At 61.3% G+C, this 20,809-nt stretch carries 19 protein-coding genes; 10 read left to right on the top strand and 9 right to left on the bottom strand.

Annotated features, from left to right (window positions below; genetic code table 11):
• Window positions 1-39 precede the first annotated feature (39 nt).
• The 4 genes from flgI (at window position 40) to C0606_12190 (ending at window position 2,688) form a co-directional block, all read left to right on the top strand.
• Window positions 40-1,155, top strand: a complete 1,116-nt coding sequence (gene flgI, locus C0606_12175) for a flagellar biosynthesis protein FlgA (protein ID PLX37243.1) — start codon at window positions 40-42, stop codon at window positions 1,153-1,155.
• Window positions 1,155-1,478 (top strand): chemotaxis protein, encoded by a 324-nt coding sequence (locus C0606_12180; GenBank protein ID PLX37244.1) that lies wholly within the window; start codon window positions 1,155-1,157, stop codon window positions 1,476-1,478. Before flgI ends, C0606_12180 begins: the two co-directional genes overlap by 1 nt.
• Window positions 1,475-1,957, top strand: a complete 483-nt coding sequence (locus C0606_12185; GenBank protein PLX37245.1) for a flagellar protein FlgN — start codon at window positions 1,475-1,477, stop codon at window positions 1,955-1,957. The genes C0606_12180 and C0606_12185 overlap by 4 nt, the downstream gene beginning before the upstream one ends.
• Window positions 1,958-2,328: 371 nt before the next feature.
• Window positions 2,329-2,688, top strand: coding sequence for a hypothetical protein (locus tag C0606_12190; protein PLX37246.1), 360 nt, complete (start codon window positions 2,329-2,331; stop codon window positions 2,686-2,688).
• 175 nt (window positions 2,689-2,863) lie between these two features.
• Here C0606_12190 and C0606_12195 read toward each other — a convergent pair whose 3' ends face one another.
• Entirely contained in the window at window positions 2,864-4,558 is a 1,695-nt protein-coding gene (locus tag C0606_12195; GenBank protein ID PLX37247.1) for a hypothetical protein, read from the bottom strand.
• Between the two features lie 361 nt (window positions 4,559-4,919).
• Between C0606_12195 and C0606_12200 the strand changes: the two genes are divergently transcribed.
• The 3 genes from C0606_12200 to C0606_12210 all read left to right on the top strand — a co-directional run bounded on the left by C0606_12200 (window position 4,920) and on the right by C0606_12210 (window position 7,340).
• A complete protein-coding gene (locus C0606_12200) occupies window positions 4,920-6,341 on the top strand; it encodes a flagellar protein (GenBank protein PLX37248.1) in 1,422 nt (473 codons plus the stop codon).
• Between the two features lie 227 nt (window positions 6,342-6,568).
• A complete protein-coding gene (gene flbT, locus C0606_12205) occupies window positions 6,569-7,063 on the top strand; it encodes a flagellar biosynthesis repressor FlbT (protein ID PLX37249.1) in 495 nt (164 codons plus the stop codon).
• Window positions 6,954-7,340, top strand: a complete 387-nt coding sequence (locus C0606_12210; protein PLX37341.1) for a flagellar protein FlaF — start codon at window positions 6,954-6,956, stop codon at window positions 7,338-7,340. The genes flbT and C0606_12210 overlap by 110 nt, the downstream gene beginning before the upstream one ends.
• 110 nt (window positions 7,341-7,450) lie before the next feature.
• Here the strand turns inward: C0606_12210 and C0606_12215 are convergent, their stop codons facing one another.
• From C0606_12215 to C0606_12225, 3 genes are all read right to left on the bottom strand, one after another.
• Window positions 7,451-8,950: a hypothetical protein gene (locus tag C0606_12215; GenBank protein PLX37250.1), complete on the bottom strand. Its 1,500-nt coding sequence runs from the start codon at window positions 8,948-8,950 to the stop codon at window positions 7,451-7,453.
• 11 nt (window positions 8,951-8,961) lie between these two features.
• The gene (gene flgK, locus C0606_12220) at window positions 8,962-10,836 is read right to left on the bottom strand and encodes a flagellar hook-associated protein FlgK (GenBank protein ID PLX37251.1); all 1,875 of its coding nucleotides are present in this window, start codon (window positions 10,834-10,836) and stop codon (window positions 8,962-8,964) included.
• A gap of 162 nt (window positions 10,837-10,998) precedes the next feature.
• Window positions 10,999-12,333, bottom strand: a complete 1,335-nt coding sequence (locus C0606_12225) for a hypothetical protein (GenBank protein PLX37252.1) — start codon at window positions 12,331-12,333, stop codon at window positions 10,999-11,001.
• A gap of 257 nt (window positions 12,334-12,590) precedes the next feature.
• On the opposite strand from C0606_12225, the gene C0606_12230 reads away from it, so the two are divergent.
• Window positions 12,591-13,433: an ATP-binding protein gene (locus tag C0606_12230; GenBank protein ID PLX37253.1), complete on the top strand. Its 843-nt coding sequence runs from the start codon at window positions 12,591-12,593 to the stop codon at window positions 13,431-13,433.
• A gap of 202 nt (window positions 13,434-13,635) precedes the next feature.
• On the opposite strand, the gene C0606_12235 is transcribed toward C0606_12230, so the two are convergent.
• From C0606_12235 to C0606_12250, 4 genes are all read right to left on the bottom strand, one after another.
• Window positions 13,636-14,661: a hypothetical protein gene (locus tag C0606_12235; protein ID PLX37254.1), complete on the bottom strand. Its 1,026-nt coding sequence runs from the start codon at window positions 14,659-14,661 to the stop codon at window positions 13,636-13,638.
• Between the two features lie 249 nt (window positions 14,662-14,910).
• On the bottom strand, window positions 14,911-15,921 hold the full coding sequence (locus C0606_12240; GenBank protein PLX37255.1) for a zinc transporter ZntB: 1,011 nt from the start codon (window positions 15,919-15,921) through the stop codon (window positions 14,911-14,913).
• 89 nt (window positions 15,922-16,010) lie between these two features.
• Complete coding sequence (locus C0606_12245; GenBank protein PLX37256.1) at window positions 16,011-17,036, bottom strand: hypothetical protein; 1,026 nt, start codon at window positions 17,034-17,036, stop codon at window positions 16,011-16,013.
• Window positions 17,037-17,636: 600 nt separating this feature from the next.
• Complete coding sequence (locus tag C0606_12250; GenBank protein PLX37257.1) at window positions 17,637-18,884, bottom strand: methionine gamma-lyase; 1,248 nt, start codon at window positions 18,882-18,884, stop codon at window positions 17,637-17,639.
• Between the two features lie 122 nt (window positions 18,885-19,006).
• Between C0606_12250 and C0606_12255 the strand changes: the two genes are divergently transcribed.
• Window positions 19,007-19,483: an AsnC family transcriptional regulator gene (locus tag C0606_12255; GenBank protein PLX37258.1), complete on the top strand. Its 477-nt coding sequence runs from the start codon at window positions 19,007-19,009 to the stop codon at window positions 19,481-19,483.
• Between the two features lie 86 nt (window positions 19,484-19,569).
• Here the strand turns inward: C0606_12255 and C0606_12260 are convergent, their stop codons facing one another.
• A complete protein-coding gene (locus tag C0606_12260) occupies window positions 19,570-20,013 on the bottom strand; it encodes a hypothetical protein (protein PLX37259.1) in 444 nt (147 codons plus the stop codon).
• Between the two features lie 237 nt (window positions 20,014-20,250).
• On the opposite strand from C0606_12260, the gene C0606_12265 reads away from it, so the two are divergent.
• Entirely contained in the window at window positions 20,251-20,802 is a 552-nt protein-coding gene (locus tag C0606_12265; GenBank protein ID PLX37260.1) for a phosphohistidine phosphatase, read from the top strand.
• The last annotated feature ends 7 nt before the right edge of the window (window positions 20,803-20,809 follow it).

The raw sequence follows: 20,809 nt of genomic DNA on the forward strand, positions 1-20,809 counted from the left end.
ATCGCGCGCTGCACACGCGTTAATCCGGATCATGCACCCATGCGGCCTCGCCTTTTCGTCAAATCCCTCCTCGGCATCCTTGCCGCCGTCCTCATCGTCGGCGAAGCAGCCGCGGCGTCCCGCATCAAGGACATCGCGGACATCGAGGGGGTGCGTGAGAACCAGTTGATCGGTTACGGCCTCGTGGTCGGTCTGCAGGGCACCGGCGACTCGCTCAACAACGCGCCCTTCACCAAGCAGAGCCTTCAGGCGATGCTCGAACGCCTCGGCGTCAACACCCGCGGCATCGACATGCGCACGGCAAACGTTGCCGCCGTCATGGTGACCGCGAACCTGCCGGCCTTTTCCACACAGGGTACCCGCATCGACCTGACCGTCAGCGCGCTCGGCGACGCCAAGAGCCTGCAGGGTGGCACCTTGTTGGTCACCCCGCTGCTCGGCGCCGATGGCGAAGTCTACGCGATTGCCCAAGGGCCGGTCGCGATCGCCGGCTTTTCGGCAAATGGCGACGCGGCATCCGTGACCCGCGGTGTGCCGACTTCCGGGCGCATCGCCAACGGCGCCCTTGTTGAACGTGAGATCAAGTTCCAGCTCGCCTCGATGGCGTCCGTCCGCCTCGCGCTACGCAATCCTGATCTGACCACTGCCCGGCGCATCGCGCTCGCCGTCAACGATCTGATGGGCCGCCCCGTCGCCGAGCCGACCGACCCGGCCACCGTCCGACTGCATATGCCGCGCGACTTCGACGGCAACATCGTCGATCTGCTGACTGATATCGAACAGCTCCTGGTCGAGCCCGATCTGCCCGCCAAGGTCGTCATCGACGAGCAGTCCGGCATCATCGTCATTGGCCGCGACGTGCGCGTCAGCACTGTCGCCGTCGCCCAGGGCAATCTGACCGTGATGATTTCGGAATCGCCGCAGGTCAGCCAGCCCGAAGCGCTGTCCGCCGGCCAGACCACCATCGTGCCGCGCACCGACGTCAAGGTCGACGACGAGAACGGCAAGAAGCTCGCCGTGGTGCGCGAAGGCGTGACCCTGCAGGAACTGGTCGACGGGCTGAACGCGCTCGGCATCGGCCCGCGCGACATGATCGCCATTCTGCAGGCGGTCAAGGCCGCCGGCGCTCTGCAGGCCGAAATCGAGGTGATGTGATGAGCGACGCCCTCCTCTCCGCCCCGGCGCTGGCCGGCCTCAACAGCTATTCCGGCACCGGCAAGACGCTCAATCCGGCCACGCTCGAACATGCCCGCCAGACGGCGGAAGAGTTCGAATCCGTGTTCCTGACCACCATGCTCAATTCGATGATGCCGGAAAGCGACGCCGACGATGCCTTCGGCGGCAGCGGCGCGGAATCCACCTGGCGCGGCATGCTGGTCGAGGAGCAGGCCCGCACCATCGCCGCGTCCGGCGGCATCGGCCTTGCCGACGACATCACCCGCCAGTTGATCGCCCTTCAGGAAGGAAGCGCACAATGATCCCGCACCCGGTCAGCGTTCAGACCGCCGACGTCCTTGTCGCAACCCCTGAAGACGCCCGCGCGCTGTGCGCCGACATGGCGGCCACCATGGATGCGTTGATCGACGCGATCGAACAGGAAACGGCGCTGATCCGCGCCGGCAAGCTGTTCGCGGCCAACGACATGCACCCGAGCAAGAGCGAGCTGGCCGAACGCTATCTCGCCGACGTCGAGAAGATGCGGCAGAACTCGCTGGCGCTCGGCCGCTTCGCTCCGGCCCAGGTCGATGCCCTGCGCCGCCGTCACGAAGAATTCCGCGCGCTTTTGCAGATCAACCTCGCCGTGCTCGCCACCGCCCGCCAGGTCTCGCAGGATCTGGTGCATTCGGTTGCCCGCAAGCTCGGCGCCAAGGGCCAGCCGCAGAACTACGGCAGCAACGGCTCGATGGCCCCGAGCGGCCCGATGGCCCGCGGCATCAGCCTCGACGGCACGTTCTGACCAACGGATATCTTCGGCTTTTCTTTTGCGTGACGCGTCGGCCCCCGGCCGGCGCGTCTTTTTTTTGCATGCCCCCCCGGAAAGTCGGGTGCGAGTAGCCGGAGCGTTTTCGCCGCAACTTTACTTAAGTAGTTGCGAGTCGCCATGAATCGACGACTCTGCACTGTTTATGGTTGACGCAGTAGCCGCAAAGAAATCGATCGAAATTTACCTTGTTTCTTAAACGAGGATTCATCCGGGACCCGTAAGGTAGGGTTGGATTGTCAGGTCAATCGGGCGATCCACACCTAGAATATGTGTCAACAGATTGCCCAAGGAGAGGGCAGATGGATACCGGAGCAGTTAGACCCCTTCCGACGTTCACGGCCTACATGGCGCCGCGCCAACCCGAGGTGCGCGATGCCGTCGCCAAGACCGACCTTCCGGAAGAAGCCACAGTCCGCCCGACGCAGTCGTCGGCGGAAAGCCATGCCGCTGAGCGTGGGCGCGAACATGATCGCAATGCCGACAAGGCAACCGCGTCGCTGGATCTCGACCGCCGTGTCGACGTCGATCCTTCGACCGACAGCTACGTCTATCGTGCGGTCGACACGCAGTCCGGCGAAGTGGTGACACAGGTCCCCGACGACAGCATGCTGAAGCTGCGGGCCTATGTGGAATCCATGGAAACGGTTGCCAATCAGCACGTTGCTGAGGAAGGCCGTGCGGAAGCCGTCGACGAGGTGGCCTGAGAGCTGCGGGATATGTGAACAGGAGCCAGGCGCGACCGCCAAACGATCGCACGTATCCGCACACCCGACACAACGGCCATCCCCGTCACCGGCTGATGCCGCGACATACCCATAAATTCGTCACGCGGCCGCGAGCCGCGAACGACCTGCACCGCTTGCCTTGACCTGAAACGGATTACGCCGTCTCGGGCTCTTTGCCGTTGAGCGCATCGATCAGCGGCCCGAGATGCTTCTCGTAGCGGCGCCATCTCTCGACCGACGTCTTGTAGATCGGCTGACGCACCTGCCACAGGCTCGCGGTCTGCACGCTGCGCTCCGTCTTGTGGAACTCCAGGCACTGATCTTCCCACTCAAGCCCCGCATGGGCGATCAGCTTGCGGCTCATCGCCTCCTGATCGGCAACGGTCTCCTCGTAGCGGACTTCCATGATCCGCCCCGGGAAGATCTTCTTCCAGTGATCCATCAGCCGCAGGGATTCGCGGTAGTAGTAGCCGAGCGACGCAAGGTCGGAGGCAAAGCTTAGCTCTTCCTTGAAATTCTGCATGAAGCAGGACACGGCGGTATCCATCGGATCGCGCATGCAATGAATGAGCGTAGCATTCGGAAACATAGTTGCGATCAGACCGAGGTGGACAATATTGCCCGGCATCTTGTCGACGACACGCTCAGCGCCCTCGTGCGCATTGCGCATGGCGACATCGAGATACTGTTCGCCGAGTTCGCGAAGGGCGTTGTGGTCGAAACGATGCATATCGAGGGGATACGTAAAGCCATGCAGGGCTACGCGGGTCAGCTCCTTGACTATGAGAGAAACCTTGCGAAGCTCGCCGGCGCCGTGAACTTTCGAATGGCTCGATAGAATCTGCTCGGTCAACGTGGTGCCCGAACGCGGCATGCCGACAATGAAGATCGGCGCATCGCTCATCGAACCGCCGCCAGCCAGTTCAGCCACCGCTTCCGCGGAAAACCCCTCGATCAGGCGGTTTACCTTGTCGCTAAACCTAGTTGGATCGAACGAATTGTGGCCGAACTTGATGGCGTTCGCTTTCAGGTAATACTGGAAGGCCTGATCGTAATTCTTCTCGCGATCCTCAATATAGGCGAGCGTAAAATAAATCGATATGAGCCCGTCGTCGCTCAACGAGTGATCGCGGATATAACCAAGGCCGAGCTCGCGGACCTTCTCGATGTCGATTTTCGTGGACTTGTTTCGCAGCAGATTCTGATAGGCAGAAAAATACATCGGATCCTTGTCGACAACTGCCAGAAGCAAATCTTCCGCTTCATCGATCCGACCGAGCACCATCAGCGAGCGCGCCTTGCCGAACATCGCCCTCAGGTCACCCGGCTTCAGTTCCAGAATGGCATTGAACGCGAGCAGAGCATTCTCATTGTCGTCGGTGTCCCGACAGACGTTGCCGAGGAAATACAGGGCGTTCAGATCCCTCGGCATCCGTTGCACGGCATTCATGGCGGCAATGCGGGCTGCCTCCAATTGCCTCATCCCATAGAGACACGAGGAGAAACGGAGCCAGAAATCTCCCCGCTCCGGAGCGAGTTCCACAACCCGCTTGAGAAAACCATAGGCGCCTTCGTAACGCTCGAGCTCAAGATTGAGCGCTCCGGCGGCAAAGAGAACTTCAACCTTGTCAGGGTGTGCCGAATAGAGCTGCTGGCACGCCTGCAACGCCGCGGCAACCTCACCAGTCTGCCGGATCTTCTCGATTTGCCTGAGCCGCTCGACGACTTCGGCATGAACCGGATTTTCGACCCGCTTTCTCCCGGCAGGAGATTTGGCGTCCTTCGCCTGCTTTTTGCTCAGCTTCTCTTCGCGCCGCCGCTCAGCACGACTTTTATTCGGCATCGCCATGGTCTTTTCACCCGATTGGTTCTCGTGAACACAAAAGATCAAACTGCGGTTAACACCGCGTTAACCATATTTTTCGCGATGGGCCCGGATAATCGATTCCCCCAAGGCAACCATCAATGTGCCGCACGGGAAGCGCGCCTCAGACTTCGACCGCCTATCCACGTATTTCCGAAAATTGAACATTTCGATTTGCAGCCAAAATACTGCAACCCTCTGTTTACCCTCATTTTCATTCGTCGAGAAAGCGGGCTTTTTACCGTCGAATTTTACCAACGATTAGGAACTCCCATGTCAGATTCGCCCCGACGTCTCAGAAAGAGGCGCTCGTAACAGCGTTTAGGACCAGGAAGGATCCAAAGTAATGTCTGATATCACTCTCTCCGCCGGCGTTCGCCAGAACCTGCTCTCGCTCCAGAACACCGCTGATCTGATGGCGACCACGCAGAACCGTCTGGCCACCGGCAAGAAGGTCAACTCGGCCCTCGATAACCCGACCAACTTCTTCACCTCGCAGAGCCTGTCGGCACGTGCCAACGACCTCTCGAGCCTGTTGGACGGCATCAACAACGGCATTAAGACCATCGAAGCTGCCGACAACGGCATTTCGGCGATCACCAAGCTCGTTGAAAGCGCCAAGTCGACCGTTACCCAGGCTCAGCAGAACAACACGTCCGAAACCTCGACGCAGATTCAGGGCGCGTTCAGCATCGACACGAGCGGTTCCACGGGCAGCACCACCAAGGCGCGCGCTCTGAACCAGGATCTGGGGACACTTGGCTTCGCGAACGGTGACACTCTTTCGCTCACCGCGACCGATTCCAACGGCACCACGTCCAACTTCACCTACACCGTTGGCGCCACGCCGGCGAATGAGACGGTCTCCGACATCATCGACTCGATCAACGCTTCCGGCGTTGCGACCGCTGAAGTCACCAGTGACGGCCGCCTCAACATCACCGCCAACGGCAATTCTTCGCTGAACCTGACCATCACGGATGCCGACGGCACCCCGGACACCGACACCAACACGACGGATACGGTTACCGCGGTTCCGACCGACATCGACGCGACTGCCACGGCTGACCTGTCAAGCTACGCGCCTTTCGCAGGGCTCGGCTTCACCGAAGTGCTTGACGTCGACGGTACGGACACGACCAACACGGCCAACAACGATCCGACCGATCCGGGTGGCACCGACTACAATGTCGACTTCGGCACCGCCGCCGGTGACGCTGCCGCACTGTCGGTAACCAACTACGCGGCTGACAGCTCGACGGCTGACAACTCCGATCTGGTTTCGCAGTTCAACGACATCCTCCAGCAGATCGACGAGCTGGCGGCTGATGCCTCCTACAACGGCATCAACCTGATCAACTCGGCGACCGCGAGCCTGAAGGTGGCGTTCAACGAAAAGCGCGACTCCAACAAGTCGGAGCTGACAGTTGCCGGTGCCGACCTGACCTCGTCGGGTCTCGCCATCTCGAGCGCGTCGACCCTCGACAGCACCGAGTCCGACACCCTGCTCGACAGCCTGACCACGGCTCTCAGCACGTTGCGCTCGACCGCTGCGACGTTCGGTTCGAACCTGAACACGGTGAAAATCCGCGAGGACTTCACCAACTCGATGATCAACACCCTGCAGACGGGTGCGGACAATCTGGTTCTGGCCGACTCGAACGAGGAAGGCGCCAACATGCTGGCCCTGCAGACCCGGCAGCAGCTGTCGACTTCGGCACTGTCGCTTGCTTCGCAGGCCGACCAGGCGGTGCTTCGTCTGTTCTAATCGCCTCGCAAGACGCGATCGAAATTTCGGCGGGGCCATGGCCCCGCCGTTTTTTTTGGCCACGGCAGATCGGCGGCCCGCCCACCCTGAATTAACCATTCGGTAAGCGTAAAAGCGCAAACTGAACGAAGCGATGCCCGAAGCAGACGCACGTCGTCTTCGCCGGGCCGATCGCGTCCTTTTTGCCGGCCGGCGTGCCGGTCAACTGCCTCTCGGAGATCCGCCAGATGGCTCTCAAGGTCGAACTCAAACCGGGCGAGCGGATCATCATCGGCGAGTCGGTGATCACCAATGATCACCAGCGGACACGGCTCTTCATCGAAGGCAACGCGCCCATTCTGCGCGAAAAAGACGTTCTCACTCCAGAAACGGCCGACACTCCTGCGAAGCGAGTCTATCTCGCCGTACAATTAATGTACTTATCGAGTGATCCGAGCAAAATTCACAAAGATTTTTTTCAACTTGTCAACGATATTATTACTGCAGCGCCCAGCACCATTCCTTATGTGAACGAAATAAGTAATAACATCTTAAGTAATTCACTTTACAAAGCTCTTAAAGAAGCAAAAAAGCTGATCGAGTACGAGAGGAAGTTGATCGGTCATGTACAATCTGGCAACCCAGACGTATCAGAACACGGAACGCACGACAGTCAGCCCGCGGGAACTGGAAGCCAGCCTGCTGCTGAAGGCGGCTCGCAAGATCCAGGTGGTGAAGGATAACTGGGACAGCCGTCAGGACATGCTTGACGAGGCGCTGACCTTCAACCGGCGCCTGTGGACCATTCTCTCGACGTCGGCGACCTCGCCCGACAATCCGCTTCCCCAGCCGGTCAAGCAGAACATCGCCAATCTCGCCGTGTTCATCTTCACCCGCACGGTGAATATCCTCACCGACAAGGAAGCCGGCCCCGAACGTCTCGGCGTGCTGGTACAGATCAACCGCTCGCTCGCTGAAGGCCTGCGCAATTCGGTCGCCAGCGAGAGCGCGCCGAAGTAACAGCCGCGCGACCCACGACAGACACCAAAACGGCCGTCGGGAAATCCCGGCGGCCGTTTTTGCATTTCCAGGTGTGGTGCCGGCCGAAACTGCCGGCGCGAACCTTGAATCTAGATGTAATTGGTGAGCGACATCTCGGCCAGTTTCGACATCGTCGTGTAGTTCGCCTCAAGCAACGTTTCGAGCTGCAGCAGTTTGGTCGCGACCTCCTCCAGATTCGAGGACTCGATCCCTTCCACCGCTTCGATCAGCGTGCCGGCTGCTGCGACATGCCGCTGTTCGGCGGTACCGACCGAATAGGAAATCGTGCCGAATTCCGACACGAGCGCGCGCAACGAATTGGAGCCGCTCTGCTCGGCCAGTTCGTACCAGGAGCGGTCGGCGAGTTCGGAATAGCGGGCTCGGTCCGTCTCGTCATTCGCCGTGAAGGTCTCCGTTCCATAGACCGCGAGCCCCTTGACGATATTCACGAGCGCTTCTTCGTTGGCGCGCAGCCCGTAGGAAATGGTGACGGAATCGTCGATCCGCGCAGTCGCTCCGAGCCGCGGATCTTCCGCAGTGTTGTCGCCGCGATACCAGACCACGGTCGTTGCGCTGTCCGATACCATCGCGGTTGCCGTATCGAACGGCGGCCCGTCGACGCGCTGCGGCTCGCCGCCTCCCGTCGTGCCGAAGAAATCGTCCGCTGCGGCCATGCCCGATGCCGAGCGTAGCGTCGTCGCGGCCTCCGCCGCTAACGCATCGGCAAGTGCTGCCTCAAAATTGGCCGCCGTATCAGCCGGCGTGTTGCCAATGGCAAAGGTACCCGGCTCGCCAGAGCCCCCGACGGTCAGGGCGATATCGGTCGTCGTACCGTCGGGCAGGTCGAGATAGACCCGGATCACTTCGCCCGTCACCGGATCACCGGTGAAGGTAACATCGGTGGTTGCCGGCGAACCGGCCGGCCCGGTCACGGTCGCATTGGACAGACCGGAATTGACGCCCGTCACCTTGAACCCGAATGGATGCACGCCGTCCTCGGCAAAGGTCACGGTGGTGCCAACGCTCGACACATCGATGCGGCCGAGATTTCCGGCGGCGACTGCCGGGCCAAGATCGGCCTCAAGCCGCTCGTCGCGCACCTGAAGGAAGCCGGCGCGCGTGCCGTCGCCATTGAGAACGACGCCGAGCGCCTCCACCGGCTTGGTGTTCACCGCCTTGCCGCTCATCAGATAGCGCCCGCCGATATCGGTGTTCATCAGCCCGAACAGTTCGGCGAGCGACGTCATCGCGATGTTCTGGCCAGCCGTCTGGCCATCCGACAGCAAGTCGAAGGCGTTCGGATCGGTGCCTTCGGCCGCGTCGGTCGCGATCGCGCTGATCTGCTCGAAGGTCTGGTTGAGCAGTTCGAGACGCAGCCCGGTATGTTCGGTCGTGCTTTGCCAGGCATTGACGTCGGCGAGCTGCTGGCGCAGCGCGACATCAAGGCCGGCCTGAACACCGAGACCGCCAAAGGTTTCCGCCTTTTGCCCGGTGCCGAGCTGGCGCTGCAGATCGGTGAACTGTGCGCGCATATTGTGGATGCGCAGCGACATCACCGAATGATAACCGTTGAACGAGGATATCGTCATGATGGTACTCCTCAGATCGCCATCAGCGTGTCGAGCATCTCACGCACCGTCTGCATGACGCGAGCATTGGCCGCGTAGGCGTTCTGCAACTCGATAAGCGCCGAAAGTTCCTGGTCGAGATCGACCTTGCTGCTCTCGACGAGTTTTTCCGACAGCGCGTTGGTGGTCGTCTCTTGCGTGGTCTTTTCGCGGTCAGCCGCCGCCGTCGCCGAACTGCGGTTGTTGATGACCTCGCGCAGGAAGCCTGAGACGCTGCCCGAGAATGGCGATGCGCCGCTGCCGATGCCGCTGTCGGCGGAATAGCTGAACTGGGACTCCGTCAGCGCCTCGATCATCGCCGTCGGGCGCGTCGCATCGCCCGCATAGGTGCCGTTGACGGTGTCGTATTCGACCAGCTTGGAGCTGTCGGCAAGGAGGTCGGGATTGACCACGATGCGGCCCGCATACCCGGTCTTCTGCACCCGCCCGTCGAGGCTATCGGTATAAACGGCCGGACCCTCGCCGCCATCGACGAACAGCGGCAGCGCGACGCCCTCGTCGCTCAGCGCGGTGTTGGTGATCGACGCCGCCATCGCCGACGACGTTACGTTGGTGCCGCCATCGTCGAGAATACGCAGCACATTGCCGCCCTGATCGGAAACGGTGAAGGAGGCGCCGAGCGCCGCGCCGATATCGGCGGTAGCAGTCGCAAGACCGCCTGAGAAGTCGATGCCGTAAACGGTGTCGCCAGCATTGGCGGTCACGCTGTCGTCGAGCGGCAGAAGCGTCGGATCATCGACCCGGATGAACGTCACCGTCTCGGTGTCGCCGCTCACCACGTCGATATATTCGAAGGTGATCGGATTGCCGGCCTGCAGCCCCGTCAGATCGAGATCGAAACCCGTCTGAGTGCCGGTATCAACTGCAGTTCCCTCTTCCGTCCGGTTTGACAGGGCGAGCGACAGCGCGCTGGCGAATTCATCGAGCTGCGCCTGTGCCTCGACCAGAATGTCGTCGCGCAGCTTCACATAGGCTGCGAGCGAGCCCGAGGAGAACGAATTCTGACCGATCAGATCGATGGAATAGCCGAGCGACGTATCCAGCGTGATGGTGCCGACCAGACGCTCGGAATCGACATCGCTCCACTCGCTGTAGGGCGTAATCGTGCCGGCCTCATCGAAGGACAGCGTCGCGCTGTTGCCATCGAACAGCAGGATGCCGTTGCCGGTGTGGATGGTGATGCCGTTGCTTTCGGCCTCGTCGACATTGATGTCCATGAGCTGGGACAGCTCCGAGACCATCTGGTCGCGCTGGTCGAGCAGTTGCACCGGATCCACGTCGCCGGCCGAAAAGCGGATGATGTCGGCGTTGATGTTCTGGATCGAGGTCAGCAGCGAGTTGACCTGATCGACGCTATCAGAAATCTGCCGCTCGGCCTCCACGCGCATGCTCTGGATCTCGGCCGACATGGCGTTGAGCCGGGCGGCGAGCGTCTGCGCATCCGATAGCACCGCCCCACGGGTCGTGATGTCTTCCGGCGACGTCGACAGGGCTTCGAGGCTCGCCGTGAAGCCGTTGAAAATCGTGTCGAGCGCGGTGATCTCGCCCGGCGCCCCGTACATTGCGTCGAGCCGGGCCTGGAAGTCGGCCAGTACATTGGCGTTCGTGGAGTTCGACAGGCTCGCCTGATAGCGCTCCAGCACGAAGGTATCGAGTGTGCGCTGCACGTCCCCGCGGCGAACACCGAGCGAGCGATTGCCGTCGATGGCGATGTTTTCGGTCGAGGTGACCTTGCGCGTATAGCCTTCGGTATCCGCGTTGGCGATGTTGCCCGACGCGAGTTCCACCTGCTGCTGCGTAACGCGCAGTCCTGAAATTGCGATGCTCAAGGCCGACGAGATACTCATGACACCCTTCCGTCAGCTGACTGCGGCGCGCGGGGACGTTTCGTTGTCGTCCCGGGCGCGCCGCGTTGAAGTTTTTCGTGCTGGGATCGAAAATCTGCGCCTGGTTTCACGATCCCGTTCGTTCAAGAGTTTGAGGGGGTGTATGCGCCCCCTCGTTCAGCGCTAACGAACGATGTTGAGCACTTCCTGCAACATCTCGTCCGAGGTGGTGACCACCCGCGAGTTGGCCGTATAGGCCTGCTGCGTGACGATCAGCTTGGAGAATTCGTCAGCGAGGTCGGTGTTGGACGACTCGGTCGCGGCACCGACGATGGAGCCGGCAGCGCCGTAGATCGGCGGACCGGATTCGTTGGTCTCCAGATAGGCGCTGCCATCGCGCTTGCGCAGCGCGTCGTCGCCGTTGAAGCCGGCAAGCACCACTTCCGCCATTTCAAGCTGACGGCCATTCGAATAGGTCGAGATGATGCGGCCCGTCTCGGAGACCGAAATGCCGACCAGTTCGCCGGCCGGATAGCCGTCTTGGCTCAGTTCGGTGACGCCGGCGCTCGCCGTATTCACGTCGGCGAACTGGGTCAGACCGCCATCGCCGTCGGTCATGGTCAGGCCACTCAGCGTCATGCCATCCACGGTGAAGCTCAAGCCGCTCAGCGCGCCGGCAGGCGCGGTAAGCTGACCATCGGTTCCGAACTCAAAGTCGGTGCCGATGTTGCGCCACATCGCATTAGCGCCCGTGGCGTCGGAGTCCTCAAGATAGAACAGGTTCCAGGTGTTGGTGGAATCGTCGGTGAGTGCCCAGCGGAACTGGATGTTCACCGAACTGCCGGTGGCGTCGTAAGCCGTCACCGCACCGCCGGCGATGGACTGTTCGATGAATGTGTCCTGGTCGTCTGCCGTGACATATTCGTCGTTTCCGGCCGTGGGATCGGTCGCAAAATCACCCGGGACCATCTCGCCAGATGCCGGCGAGGCAGGCAGGTTGGCGCGATAGGTGATCTGGGTGGTTGCTTCGGCCGGCAGGAAGTCGTTGTCGATCCGGATCGGCGTCGGCACGCTGCCCGAGACGTTGCCGGTTGTCGAGTCGACCGCAAGGCCCTGCAGATAGTAGCCCGCGCCGTTGACCAGATAGCCGTCCTTGTCGAGCTTGAAGTCGCCGCGGCGGGTGTAGAGATCGGTATCGGCGAACACCGGCAGGCTGTCCGCCGTCCCGACCTTTTCCGAGACGACGAAGAAGCCGTCGCCGTTCACCGCCATGTAGGTGTCGGTATCGGAGCTCTCGATATTGCCCTGCACCTCGTTGGTGGCGCGCGACGAAGCCAGCACCACGCCGGCTGCCTGGCGCGTCGGCGCCGCATCCGGGATCAGGTCGACGAAATTCGTCTCGGTGCGCTTGTAGCCGATGGTCTGCGAGTTCGCGATGTTGCCCGAGATGTGCTCGAGGGCGGAAGACTGTGCACGAAGTCCGCTGACCGCGGTCGAGATCGCACTGTAGATACCCATGATACTAAACTCCCTTGATGCCGATCCGGCGGCAGGTCGATGGTTCGGACTTGAAATGGCAAGCAGCGTGCCAATTCGGAAACGCAATTTTTCTCAATAAAAACAATTGTTTACTATTTGTTAAGGAGTTCAGGAAAGGCAGTTTCCGGCAGATTCCACCCGCCCCGGCGGCAAAATTTGCCGATACCGGACGGGATTTCGCTTTCGCTCGATCTGCGCTAGATCATCGGCAAGAGATCAACCAACCGGAGCAGGTCATGCGTTTCGAGGGAACCGCCGATTACGTCGCCAGCGAGGACATGCGCATTGCCGTCAATGCCGCGATCGCGCTGGAACGCCCCTTGCTGATCAAGGGCGAACCGGGCACCGGCAAGACCGTGCTCGCCGCCGAGATCGCCAAGGCGATCGGCGCGCCGCTGATCGAGTGGCACATCAAGTCGACGACGAAGGCGATCCAGGGCCTTTACGAATATGACGCCGTCTCGCGCCTGCGCGACAGCCAGCTCGGCGATGAGCGCGTCAAGGACATCCGCAACTACATCCGCCGCGGCCGCCTGTGGGATGCCTTCACCGCAGAGGAGCGCCCGGTCCTCCTCATCGACGAGATCGACAAGGCCGACATCGAGTTCCCCAACGACCTCTTGCAGGAACTCGACCGCATGGAGTTCCACATCTACGAGACCGGCGAAACGATCCGCGCCGAGCGCCGGCCGATCGTCATCATCACCTCGAACAACGAGAAGGAGCTGCCGGACGCCTTCCTGCGCCGCTGCTTCTTCCACTACATCAAGTTCCCCGATGCCGAGACCATGGCCGACATCGTCGAGGTTCACTTCCCCGGCCTGAAGAAGCGGCTGCTGCAGGAAGCGCTCGGCATCTTCTACGACGTGCGCGATGTCGCCGGCCTGAAGAAGAAGCCGTCGACCTCGGAACTGCTCGACTGGATCAAGCTGCTGCTCAACGAGGACATCGACGAGACGACGCTGCGCCAGACCGATCCGAAAAAGGCAATCCCGCCGCTGCACGGCGCCCTGTTGAAGAACGAGCAGGACGTGATGCTGTTCGAGCGCCTCGCCTTCATGGCCCGCCGCGAGCGCTAGACCAGCGCGCATCCTGCCTAAGGCGACTCTGATCCGGGACCTGTTGCCATCTCAGGACCGTTTGCCATGCGTATTTTTGACGGGGGCCCGGCCCGGCCACCAACGCCATCCTCCGGCTCGACCAGAGGATGACGTGGGAGCGTGAGTAAACTGTCGGGGAACTGAGCCGAGCCCAGCAAGGAATCGCTACTCAACCACCGGTCTACTCCGCCTCAAGCGTGTTCAAGCCGTTGCCGGGCATTTTGTCGACGCGCTGATACCCATTCGGGATCACCGGGTTCTCGTCCGCCGGCACATCAGGTGACAAGGTGTCCGCCTCATCGCTGTCCCACTCGACAAACGTCTTGTAGCCCGGCGGAAAAAGCACGATGTCCGCCGCCGGACGTCCCTCGGCGCGAAGGCGTTCGCGAAAGAGCGGGCGGTAAAACCGGCGTGGCACCGTGTCGTCGACCTTTTCCTCGACCAGCTTCACACCATCCGGCCCGGCAGCCTCGCGGGCCTCTGCAACCAGCGCATCGAAGTCGGGCGGTCGATTGCCCGGATTTCCCCGTCGCTCAGCCACGATCTGCGAGCGCAGCAGCAGATAGAACGGGAACTCCTTCACATAGGCGAACCATTCATCCGGGTAACCTTCGTGCCGGTCGAGCAGATAGCGCGCGAGCCCGATCATGCCGACTTCGCTCGCTTCTTTCGTTGCGCTGCTTTCAAGATCCGAAAGGTTGATTTGATGCTCAACAACGCTTGAGGGCGCCGATTCATCGCCAAAACCGACGGACACGAGAACCCGATCCAGAAAGCCCGCCTTTTTTACGTCGTAGAGAGACGATCCCAGAGACGACACCCGGAGGGCATCGCGGATCTCGTTGAATTGTACAGAAACACCGATTTGCCAAAGCTCTTCAGTCGGGAGCAGCGACTGGCTGGGGAACAGCTTCGCCAGTTCCGGCATTCTTTCTTTCAGAGCCTTGAGGACAACCTTCTGGGCCATGGACCATTCGGCGTACCACAGCGCAGCCTGGTAGATGCTGTATTCCTCTGGGGTCAGGAGCTCTTTCGCAGACGGAACGGTCGCGTTCAAAAACCGCGCGCGGACCGTGGCATCGATCTTGGCCTCCTGCCGAAAAATCCGCTGCATCTCGCCAAAGGCCCTGGGCGACACCTGCCCGGCCTGAGCGATCCCATTCAGCAGCACAAAACCCAGCGCGACCAACGCACAGCGAAACAGCATGGGATTTTACCCCCTATCCTCAACTGCAACCTATGATCGCAGTACCACAAAACGACGAGGACAGGCCATGCCTATCGATCCCAAAACAATGACAGCGGCGAATTGCAGGGAACGCCACCAGACGTTCCGGAAAATTTACGAAAGCTTCAAGAAGGACACTCAACGGCGGGCAAATCTGATTGGCGACGCCTGCACTGCCAACGGCCATTTCCACGATTGGATCGCCCCGGGCATCTGACCGCACGCGATCTACTTCAACATGCCGATCTTGCGGAAGAACCACAGCTGCGCCGCGCCGAGAACAACCAGAAGAGCGCAGACGACCCAGAAGCCCCAGGGGTCCGAGGCGCCGGGAATACCGCCGACATTGACGCCGAGAAGCCCGGTCAGCAGCCCGAGCGGCAAGAACAGCGCGGCGACAATCGACAGCACCAGCATCTGCCGGTTCATCATCTCCGCCCGCTTGTCCATGATCTGATCGTGGATGACCTGCGCCCGGTCGCGCACCGCATCGAGCTCTTCGCCAAGCCGCGTCACCCGGTCGGCGGCCTCGCGGATCCGGCTCTGGTCGTGATGGCCTAGCCAGGGCAGGTCCTCGACCTCAAGTGCGGAAAGCGCGTCGCGCTGCGGAAACAGATAGCGCCGCAGCTCGATCGAGGTGCGCCGGATCTGAACGAGATCGCGCTGTGAGACGTCGGCGTTCTGATCGAGCACCAACTCTTCCAGATCATCAATACGCTCGTTCAGCGTCGCAACGGCAGGCTCCGCACCATCCGTCAGCCTGAGCGCCAGTTGGGCAACCAGATCGCCGGGGCTCGTCGGCGCCTGCCCGCGGTCGATGGCGTCGAACATCTCGCGCATCGCCATCAGCGGGCGAACCCAGACACCGATCACGCGCTTGCCCTCGACCCAGAACCGGGCCGACACCATGTCCTCCGACACCTCGCCCGGCTCCAGATTGACGCCGCGCAGATTGAGCACGACGCCATCGCGGTGCACCGTGCAACGCGGCCGCGTTTCGTCCGCCGTCAGCGCCTCGGCGATATGCCCGTCGAGACCGAACCGGGTGAGTTCGTCAAAGGTGTGCGGCTGATCGCGGCGGATACATACCCACGCGAAGGCGTAGTTGCCGACGTCGAACTGGCTATCGACAAGGTCGTTGACGTCGACCTGACGGGCGCCGCCCTCGCCGTCGAAGACATAGGCGACGACATCCGGCAAAACGGCAGTGGCGGCAGGTTTCGCGCTCGCATCGGACATGAGACGGCCCCGTCATTCATCCCGGCGATTCCCTGCCGGTCGGCATCAGGGTGACGCGATGGCAGGCGAAATTGCAAGCCGGAGCGCCCTCACTCCGCGCCGAGCGTGCTCAAGCCGTTGCCGGGCATTTGGTCGACGCGCTGATACGAATTCGGGATCACCGGGTTTTCGTCCGCCGGCACATCAGGCGACAAGGTGTCCACCTCATCGCTGTCCCACTCGACAAACGCCTTGAAGCCCGGCGGGAAAAGCACGATGTCCGACGCCGGCCGGCCGGCGGCGCGAAGGCGTTCGCGAAAGAGCGGGCGGTAAAACCGGCGCGGCACCGTATTGGCAACCTTTTCCTCCACCAGCTTCACACCATCCGGCCCGGCTGCCGCGCGCGCCTTCTCAACCAGCGCCTCGAAGTCGGGCGGTCGATTGCCCGGATTGCCCCGCCGCTCCGCGACGATCTGCGAGCGCAGCAGCAGATAGAGCGGGAACTCCTTCACATAAGCGAACCATTCGTCCGGGTAGCCTTCGTGCCGATCAAGGAGATAGCGCGCCAGCCCCACCATGCCGACCTCACTCGCTTCTTTCGTTGCGCTGCTTTCGAGACTCTTCAGGTCCGACTGATGTTCGATGATCACCGCAGGGACTGAGTCATCATCGAAATCGAAAGGCGCAAGGAGCCGGCCCAGAACACCCGCTTTCTTTGCGTAGTAAAGGGAGGATGCCAGAGATGACACGAACAGCGCGTCTCGAATTTCGTTGAATTGTACGGAAACACCGATTTGCCAAAGCTCTTCAGTCGGGAGCAACGACTGGCCGGGGAACAGCTTCGCCAGTTCCGGCATTCTCTCTTTCAGCGCCTTGATGACGACCTTCTCAGCCATAGACGATTCAGCAAACCACAACGCAGCCTGGTAGATGCTGTACTCCTCCGGGGTGAGGAGCTCTTTCGCAGACGGAACGGTCGCGTTCAAAAAGCGCGCGCGGACCGTGGCGTCGATCTTGACCTCCTGCTGAAAGATCCGCTGCTTCTCGGAAACCGCTCCGGGCGTGATCTCCTCGGCTTGAGCAAGCCCAATCAACAATAGAAACCCGAGCACTGCGAACGCCAAACGACTCATCATAGGAATTTATCCCCTGTCCCTCCACTACAACTTATGATCGCAGTATCACGAAATGCGAGGACAGGCCATGCCCATCAACCGAAGTGAACTTACGGCAGCGAAGTGCAAAGAGTTGCATCGGAGTTTTCGAGCGAGACAAGCAGGTTTCGACAAGCTTTGGAGAAAGCGGGCGACCCTGTTGAAGGAACTCAAAAGCATGAAAAATGAATTGGCGAGCGTTGAATCCGAACTACATCGCGGCACCACACACTGCCCTGCCCCAGCGCCACGCTATGACAGAGCCAATAGGCGCCCCCGCAATCGTATTGGCATTCTCCGTGACGTCACTGAAACACTCGCCGACACCGCCACCTGTGCCATGGAATAATCAGCTCGGAAAAGCGAAACTCAATGCCCGACAAAAGACGTTACAAGAAAACATCCGTAGGATGAGCCAGAACATAGAACGATTGACCTCAGAAATTTCGGTACGCAGTCGCCGCCTACAAGCAGACAGCAAGGACATCGGAGACGGATGCACGGCGAACGGACACATCCACGACTGGATCGCCCCACGCACATGAGCGCTTGGGAAGGGCGGCCTGTATCCGCCTACGCGGCTCAGACGTACGCGAGTTCCGACACCTTGTCCGGCTCAGCAGAGGCACCGGATGCGACGCGCAGCGCTTCGCGCAGATCGGCAAGGATGTCAGCCTCGTCCTCGAGCCCGACTGAGAGGCGGACGAGGCCTTCGCTGATGCCATGCTCGGCGCGTTCTTCCGGCGTGTAGGTCGCGTGCGTCATGCTCGCCGGGTGCTGGATCAGGCTTTCCGCGTCGCCAAGCGACACCGCACGTCGGATCAGTGTCAGCGCGTTCATCGCCTTGAGGCCGGCCTCGTAGCCGCCCTTCAGCTCGAACGCGATCATGCCGCCGAAATCGGCCATCTGCTGTTTCGCAAGGTCATGCTGCGGGAAACTTTCAAGGCCCGGATAGTAGACCGTCTCAACCGCCTCATGGGCATCAAGCATGCGCGCCACCGCCATTGCTGTCGCCGAATGCCGCGCCATGCGCAGCGACAGCGTCTTCAGACCGCGCAGCACCAGCATGGCGTTGAACGGCGCCATCACGGCACCGGTCATGTCCTTCAGCCCGAATACGCGGACTTCGGTCATGTCCTCAAGCGTACCGACGGCAAGGCCAGCGATCAGATCACCATGGCCGCCGAGATATTTCGTTGCCGAATGCACGACGATATCGGCACCGAGCTCGATCGGGCGCGTTAGCACCGGCGTCGCATAGGTGTTGTCGACAATGGTGCGCGCGCCGGCCTTGCGGGCAATCGCCGAGACGGCGGCGATATCGATCAGCCGCATGTTCGGGTTCGCCGGCGTCTCGAAATAGACGATCCTGGTTTTCGCCGAGATCGCCCGCTCCAGATTGGCCGGATCGGTCATGTCGATATGGGTGACCGTGACGCCGAACTTGGCGAGCCCGTGGCGCAGATAGGCAAAGGTACAGCCATAGAGCGTCAGATCGGTGATCAGCTCGTCGCCGGGCGCAAGGAAGGTCCACAGCACCGCCGTGATCGCGCCCATGCCGGACGCGGTCGCAAGCCCGGCTTCGGCGCCCTCAAGCGTCGCGATGCGCTTTTCGAGAAGATCGGTCGTCGGATTGCCGACGCGCGAATAGACATAGCCCTGCCGTTCGCCGGCGAAGATCTCGCCGCCGGCCTCAGCCGACTCGAACGCAAAGGTCGAGGTCAGGTGCAGCGCCGGCGTCAGCGCTCCCTGATCGTCGAGCGGATCATAACCGTGGTGAATGGCGCGGGTGGAAAAGCCGTAGGCGCGGCCGTCGCTATCGGTGCTCATTGCAAACTCCGTTCGCAAGGCTGGAACTGACAACAGTATATGCCGCCCACGCTGGCATGTGTTTGCCAATTCTGCCGTGAAAGGAGATAGTTTTGGCAGTTTATACCAAACGCGAGCGCAAAATGGACAGCAAAGACCGCCAGATCATCCGCGAACTGCAACAAAATGGCCGATTGACCAACCAGGAACTCGCCCAGCGGGTGAACCTGTCGCCGTCGCCCTGCCTGCGCCGCCTGCGTAATCTGGAGGAAAGGCAGATCATTCGCGGCTACACCGCGCTGGTCGACCAGAAGGCCTACGGCCTGCCGCTCACGGTGTTCGTGCGCATCAAGCTCGAGCGCCACGCCCTCGACTCGGTGCACGTCTTCGAGGACAGCGTGCGCGAGATCGACGAGATCCTCGACTGCTTCCTGATGACCGGCGACACCGACTACATGCTGCGCGTGGTGGTGCAGAGCCTCGATGCCTATGAGAGCTTCATGCGCAAGAAGATCCACGCCATCCCCGGCATCGCCTCCATCGAGACGAGCTTCGCGTTCGGCATCGTCAAGCAGACACAGGTCTTCCCGTCGATGGCGAGAGTCAGCCACGGATCGTGAGACGGCCTCGCCCCTGTGGCGCAAAAAACCCGCCGGAAACCGGCGGGTCTTTTCTTTTGCGGGCGCTGACTGAAATGCGCGCGCGGCTACGGCCGCAGATAGGCGTAGCCCTGCGACTGCAGTTCCATCAGCCGCACGACGCCGGACTTGGTCATCTTGGCTTCCGAAATCAGCACGATGTCCTTGCCGGCCTTCTTGCTCATCTTTGCGTGGGTGTTGCCGCAGGCAGAGAAGGTGATCTCCGGGCTTTCCAGCGACATCACCGAAATGCGGTCCTTCACCGGGCTCTTGCCCTCGACATACATGTTGAGGCCAGGACCGTAGGCGACGATCTCGATTTCAACCGTGTCGCCTTCGCTTTCGTAGAAGGCCTTGACGTTCTGCGCGTTGTTGAGCGCCAGATTCATCACGCCGGCGTCGTTCTGGTCGACGTGAATGGCGAGCTTGTGCACCTGCCCCTGGGCGAAAGCAGGCCCAGCGGTGGCGGCAAGAAGCAGCGCGCCTGCCGCGATTTTGGCAATTTTCCTCATGGTCCCCTCTTGGTCTTTTCCGTTCTTTTTGTTTTGCCTGACTGCGGTCGTTTGCCGCACCCGACAGCGCGGATGCTACATCCAGCCGGCGAAATCGTGAAGCGGCGAAACGAGGCACGCGATCAAAACTCCGATACCGCACCTGCAAAGCCTTGTTGCAGCGCAGAAAGCCAAGCGCGCCAGAACACGCTATAGTCGATCCCTTGTCGCGGACTCGAGCCACGGAGAAAAACCTGCATGCTGCGCCTGATCCTGATGCGCCACGCCAAATCGACCTGGGACGATCCCCATTGCAGCGATTTCTCCCGCGGACTGAACGAGCGCGGCCGCACCGCCGCCCCGCTGATGGCGCAGCACATGGTCGAGGAACTCGGCGTCGAGCCGGATCGTGTACTGTGCTCGACCGCCCGGCGCACCCGCGAGACGCTTGCCGCCTGCCTGCCCTTCTGGAGCAAGGAACAGAGCCTGCGCATGCTCGACGACATCTACCATTCGTCCGAGATGAACTACATCGACCTGATCCGCAGCCACGGCGGCGGCGTACCGACTCTGATGGTGCTCGGCCACAATCCGGCAATCCAGATCACAGCGCTGAAACTCATCGAGCAGGGCAGTTCGACGATGATCCGTGCGATCGAAACGAAATACCCGACCGCCGCCGTCACCGTTCTCGAATTCCGTGAGGACGCCTGGCAGAACGTGCACCCGGCCAAGGGCTACCTTTCGAGCTTCACCCGCCCGCGCGACCTCGGCTCACCGGAACACGAGCGCCTGCTCGCCCTCGCCTGATCGCTGC

It is taken from the genome of Hyphomicrobiales bacterium (assembly GCA_002869065.1).
Taxonomy (GTDB): Bacteria; Pseudomonadota; Alphaproteobacteria; order Rhizobiales; family Rhodobiaceae; genus Rhodobium.

What these genes read in the sequence shown, in the direction of transcription:
- C0606_12190 (PLX37246.1), top strand. Translation starts at nt 2,329, where the DNA reads ATGGCGCCGCGCCAACCCGAGGTGCGCGATGCCGTCGCCAAGACCGAC.
- C0606_12260 (PLX37259.1), bottom strand. Translation starts at nt 20,013, where the DNA reads ATGAGGAAAATTGCCAAAATCGCGGCAGGCGCGCTGCTTCTTGCCGCC.
- C0606_12215 (PLX37250.1), bottom strand. Translation starts at nt 8,950, where the DNA reads ATGACGATATCCTCGTTCAACGGTTATCATTCGGTGATGTCGCTGCGC.
- C0606_12240 (PLX37255.1), bottom strand. Translation starts at nt 15,921, where the DNA reads ATGTCCGATGCGAGCGCGAAACCTGCCGCCACTGCCGTTTTGCCGGAT.
- C0606_12225 (PLX37252.1), bottom strand. Translation starts at nt 12,333, where the DNA reads ATGGGTATCTACAGTGCGATCTCGACCGCGGTCAGCGGACTTCGTGCA.
- C0606_12235 (PLX37254.1), bottom strand. Translation starts at nt 14,661, where the DNA reads ATGCTGTTTCGCTGTGCGTTGGTCGCGCTGGGTTTTGTGCTGCTGAAT.
- C0606_12265 (PLX37260.1), top strand. Translation starts at nt 20,251, where the DNA reads ATGCTGCGCCTGATCCTGATGCGCCACGCCAAATCGACCTGGGACGAT.
- C0606_12185 (PLX37245.1), top strand. Translation starts at nt 1,475, where the DNA reads ATGATCCCGCACCCGGTCAGCGTTCAGACCGCCGACGTCCTTGTCGCA.
- C0606_12245 (PLX37256.1), bottom strand. Translation starts at nt 17,036, where the DNA reads ATGATGAGTCGTTTGGCGTTCGCAGTGCTCGGGTTTCTATTGTTGATT.
- C0606_12255 (PLX37258.1), top strand. Translation starts at nt 19,007, where the DNA reads ATGGACAGCAAAGACCGCCAGATCATCCGCGAACTGCAACAAAATGGC.
- flgI (PLX37243.1), top strand. Translation starts at nt 40, where the DNA reads ATGCGGCCTCGCCTTTTCGTCAAATCCCTCCTCGGCATCCTTGCCGCC.
- C0606_12195 (PLX37247.1), bottom strand. Translation starts at nt 4,558, where the DNA reads ATGGCGATGCCGAATAAAAGTCGTGCTGAGCGGCGGCGCGAAGAGAAG.
- flbT (PLX37249.1), top strand. Translation starts at nt 6,569, where the DNA reads ATGGCTCTCAAGGTCGAACTCAAACCGGGCGAGCGGATCATCATCGGC.
- C0606_12200 (PLX37248.1), top strand. Translation starts at nt 4,920, where the DNA reads ATGTCTGATATCACTCTCTCCGCCGGCGTTCGCCAGAACCTGCTCTCG.
- C0606_12250 (PLX37257.1), bottom strand. Translation starts at nt 18,884, where the DNA reads ATGAGCACCGATAGCGACGGCCGCGCCTACGGCTTTTCCACCCGCGCC.
- C0606_12230 (PLX37253.1), top strand. Translation starts at nt 12,591, where the DNA reads ATGCGTTTCGAGGGAACCGCCGATTACGTCGCCAGCGAGGACATGCGC.
- flgK (PLX37251.1), bottom strand. Translation starts at nt 10,836, where the DNA reads ATGAGTATCTCGTCGGCCTTGAGCATCGCAATTTCAGGACTGCGCGTT.
- C0606_12180 (PLX37244.1), top strand. Translation starts at nt 1,155, where the DNA reads ATGAGCGACGCCCTCCTCTCCGCCCCGGCGCTGGCCGGCCTCAACAGC.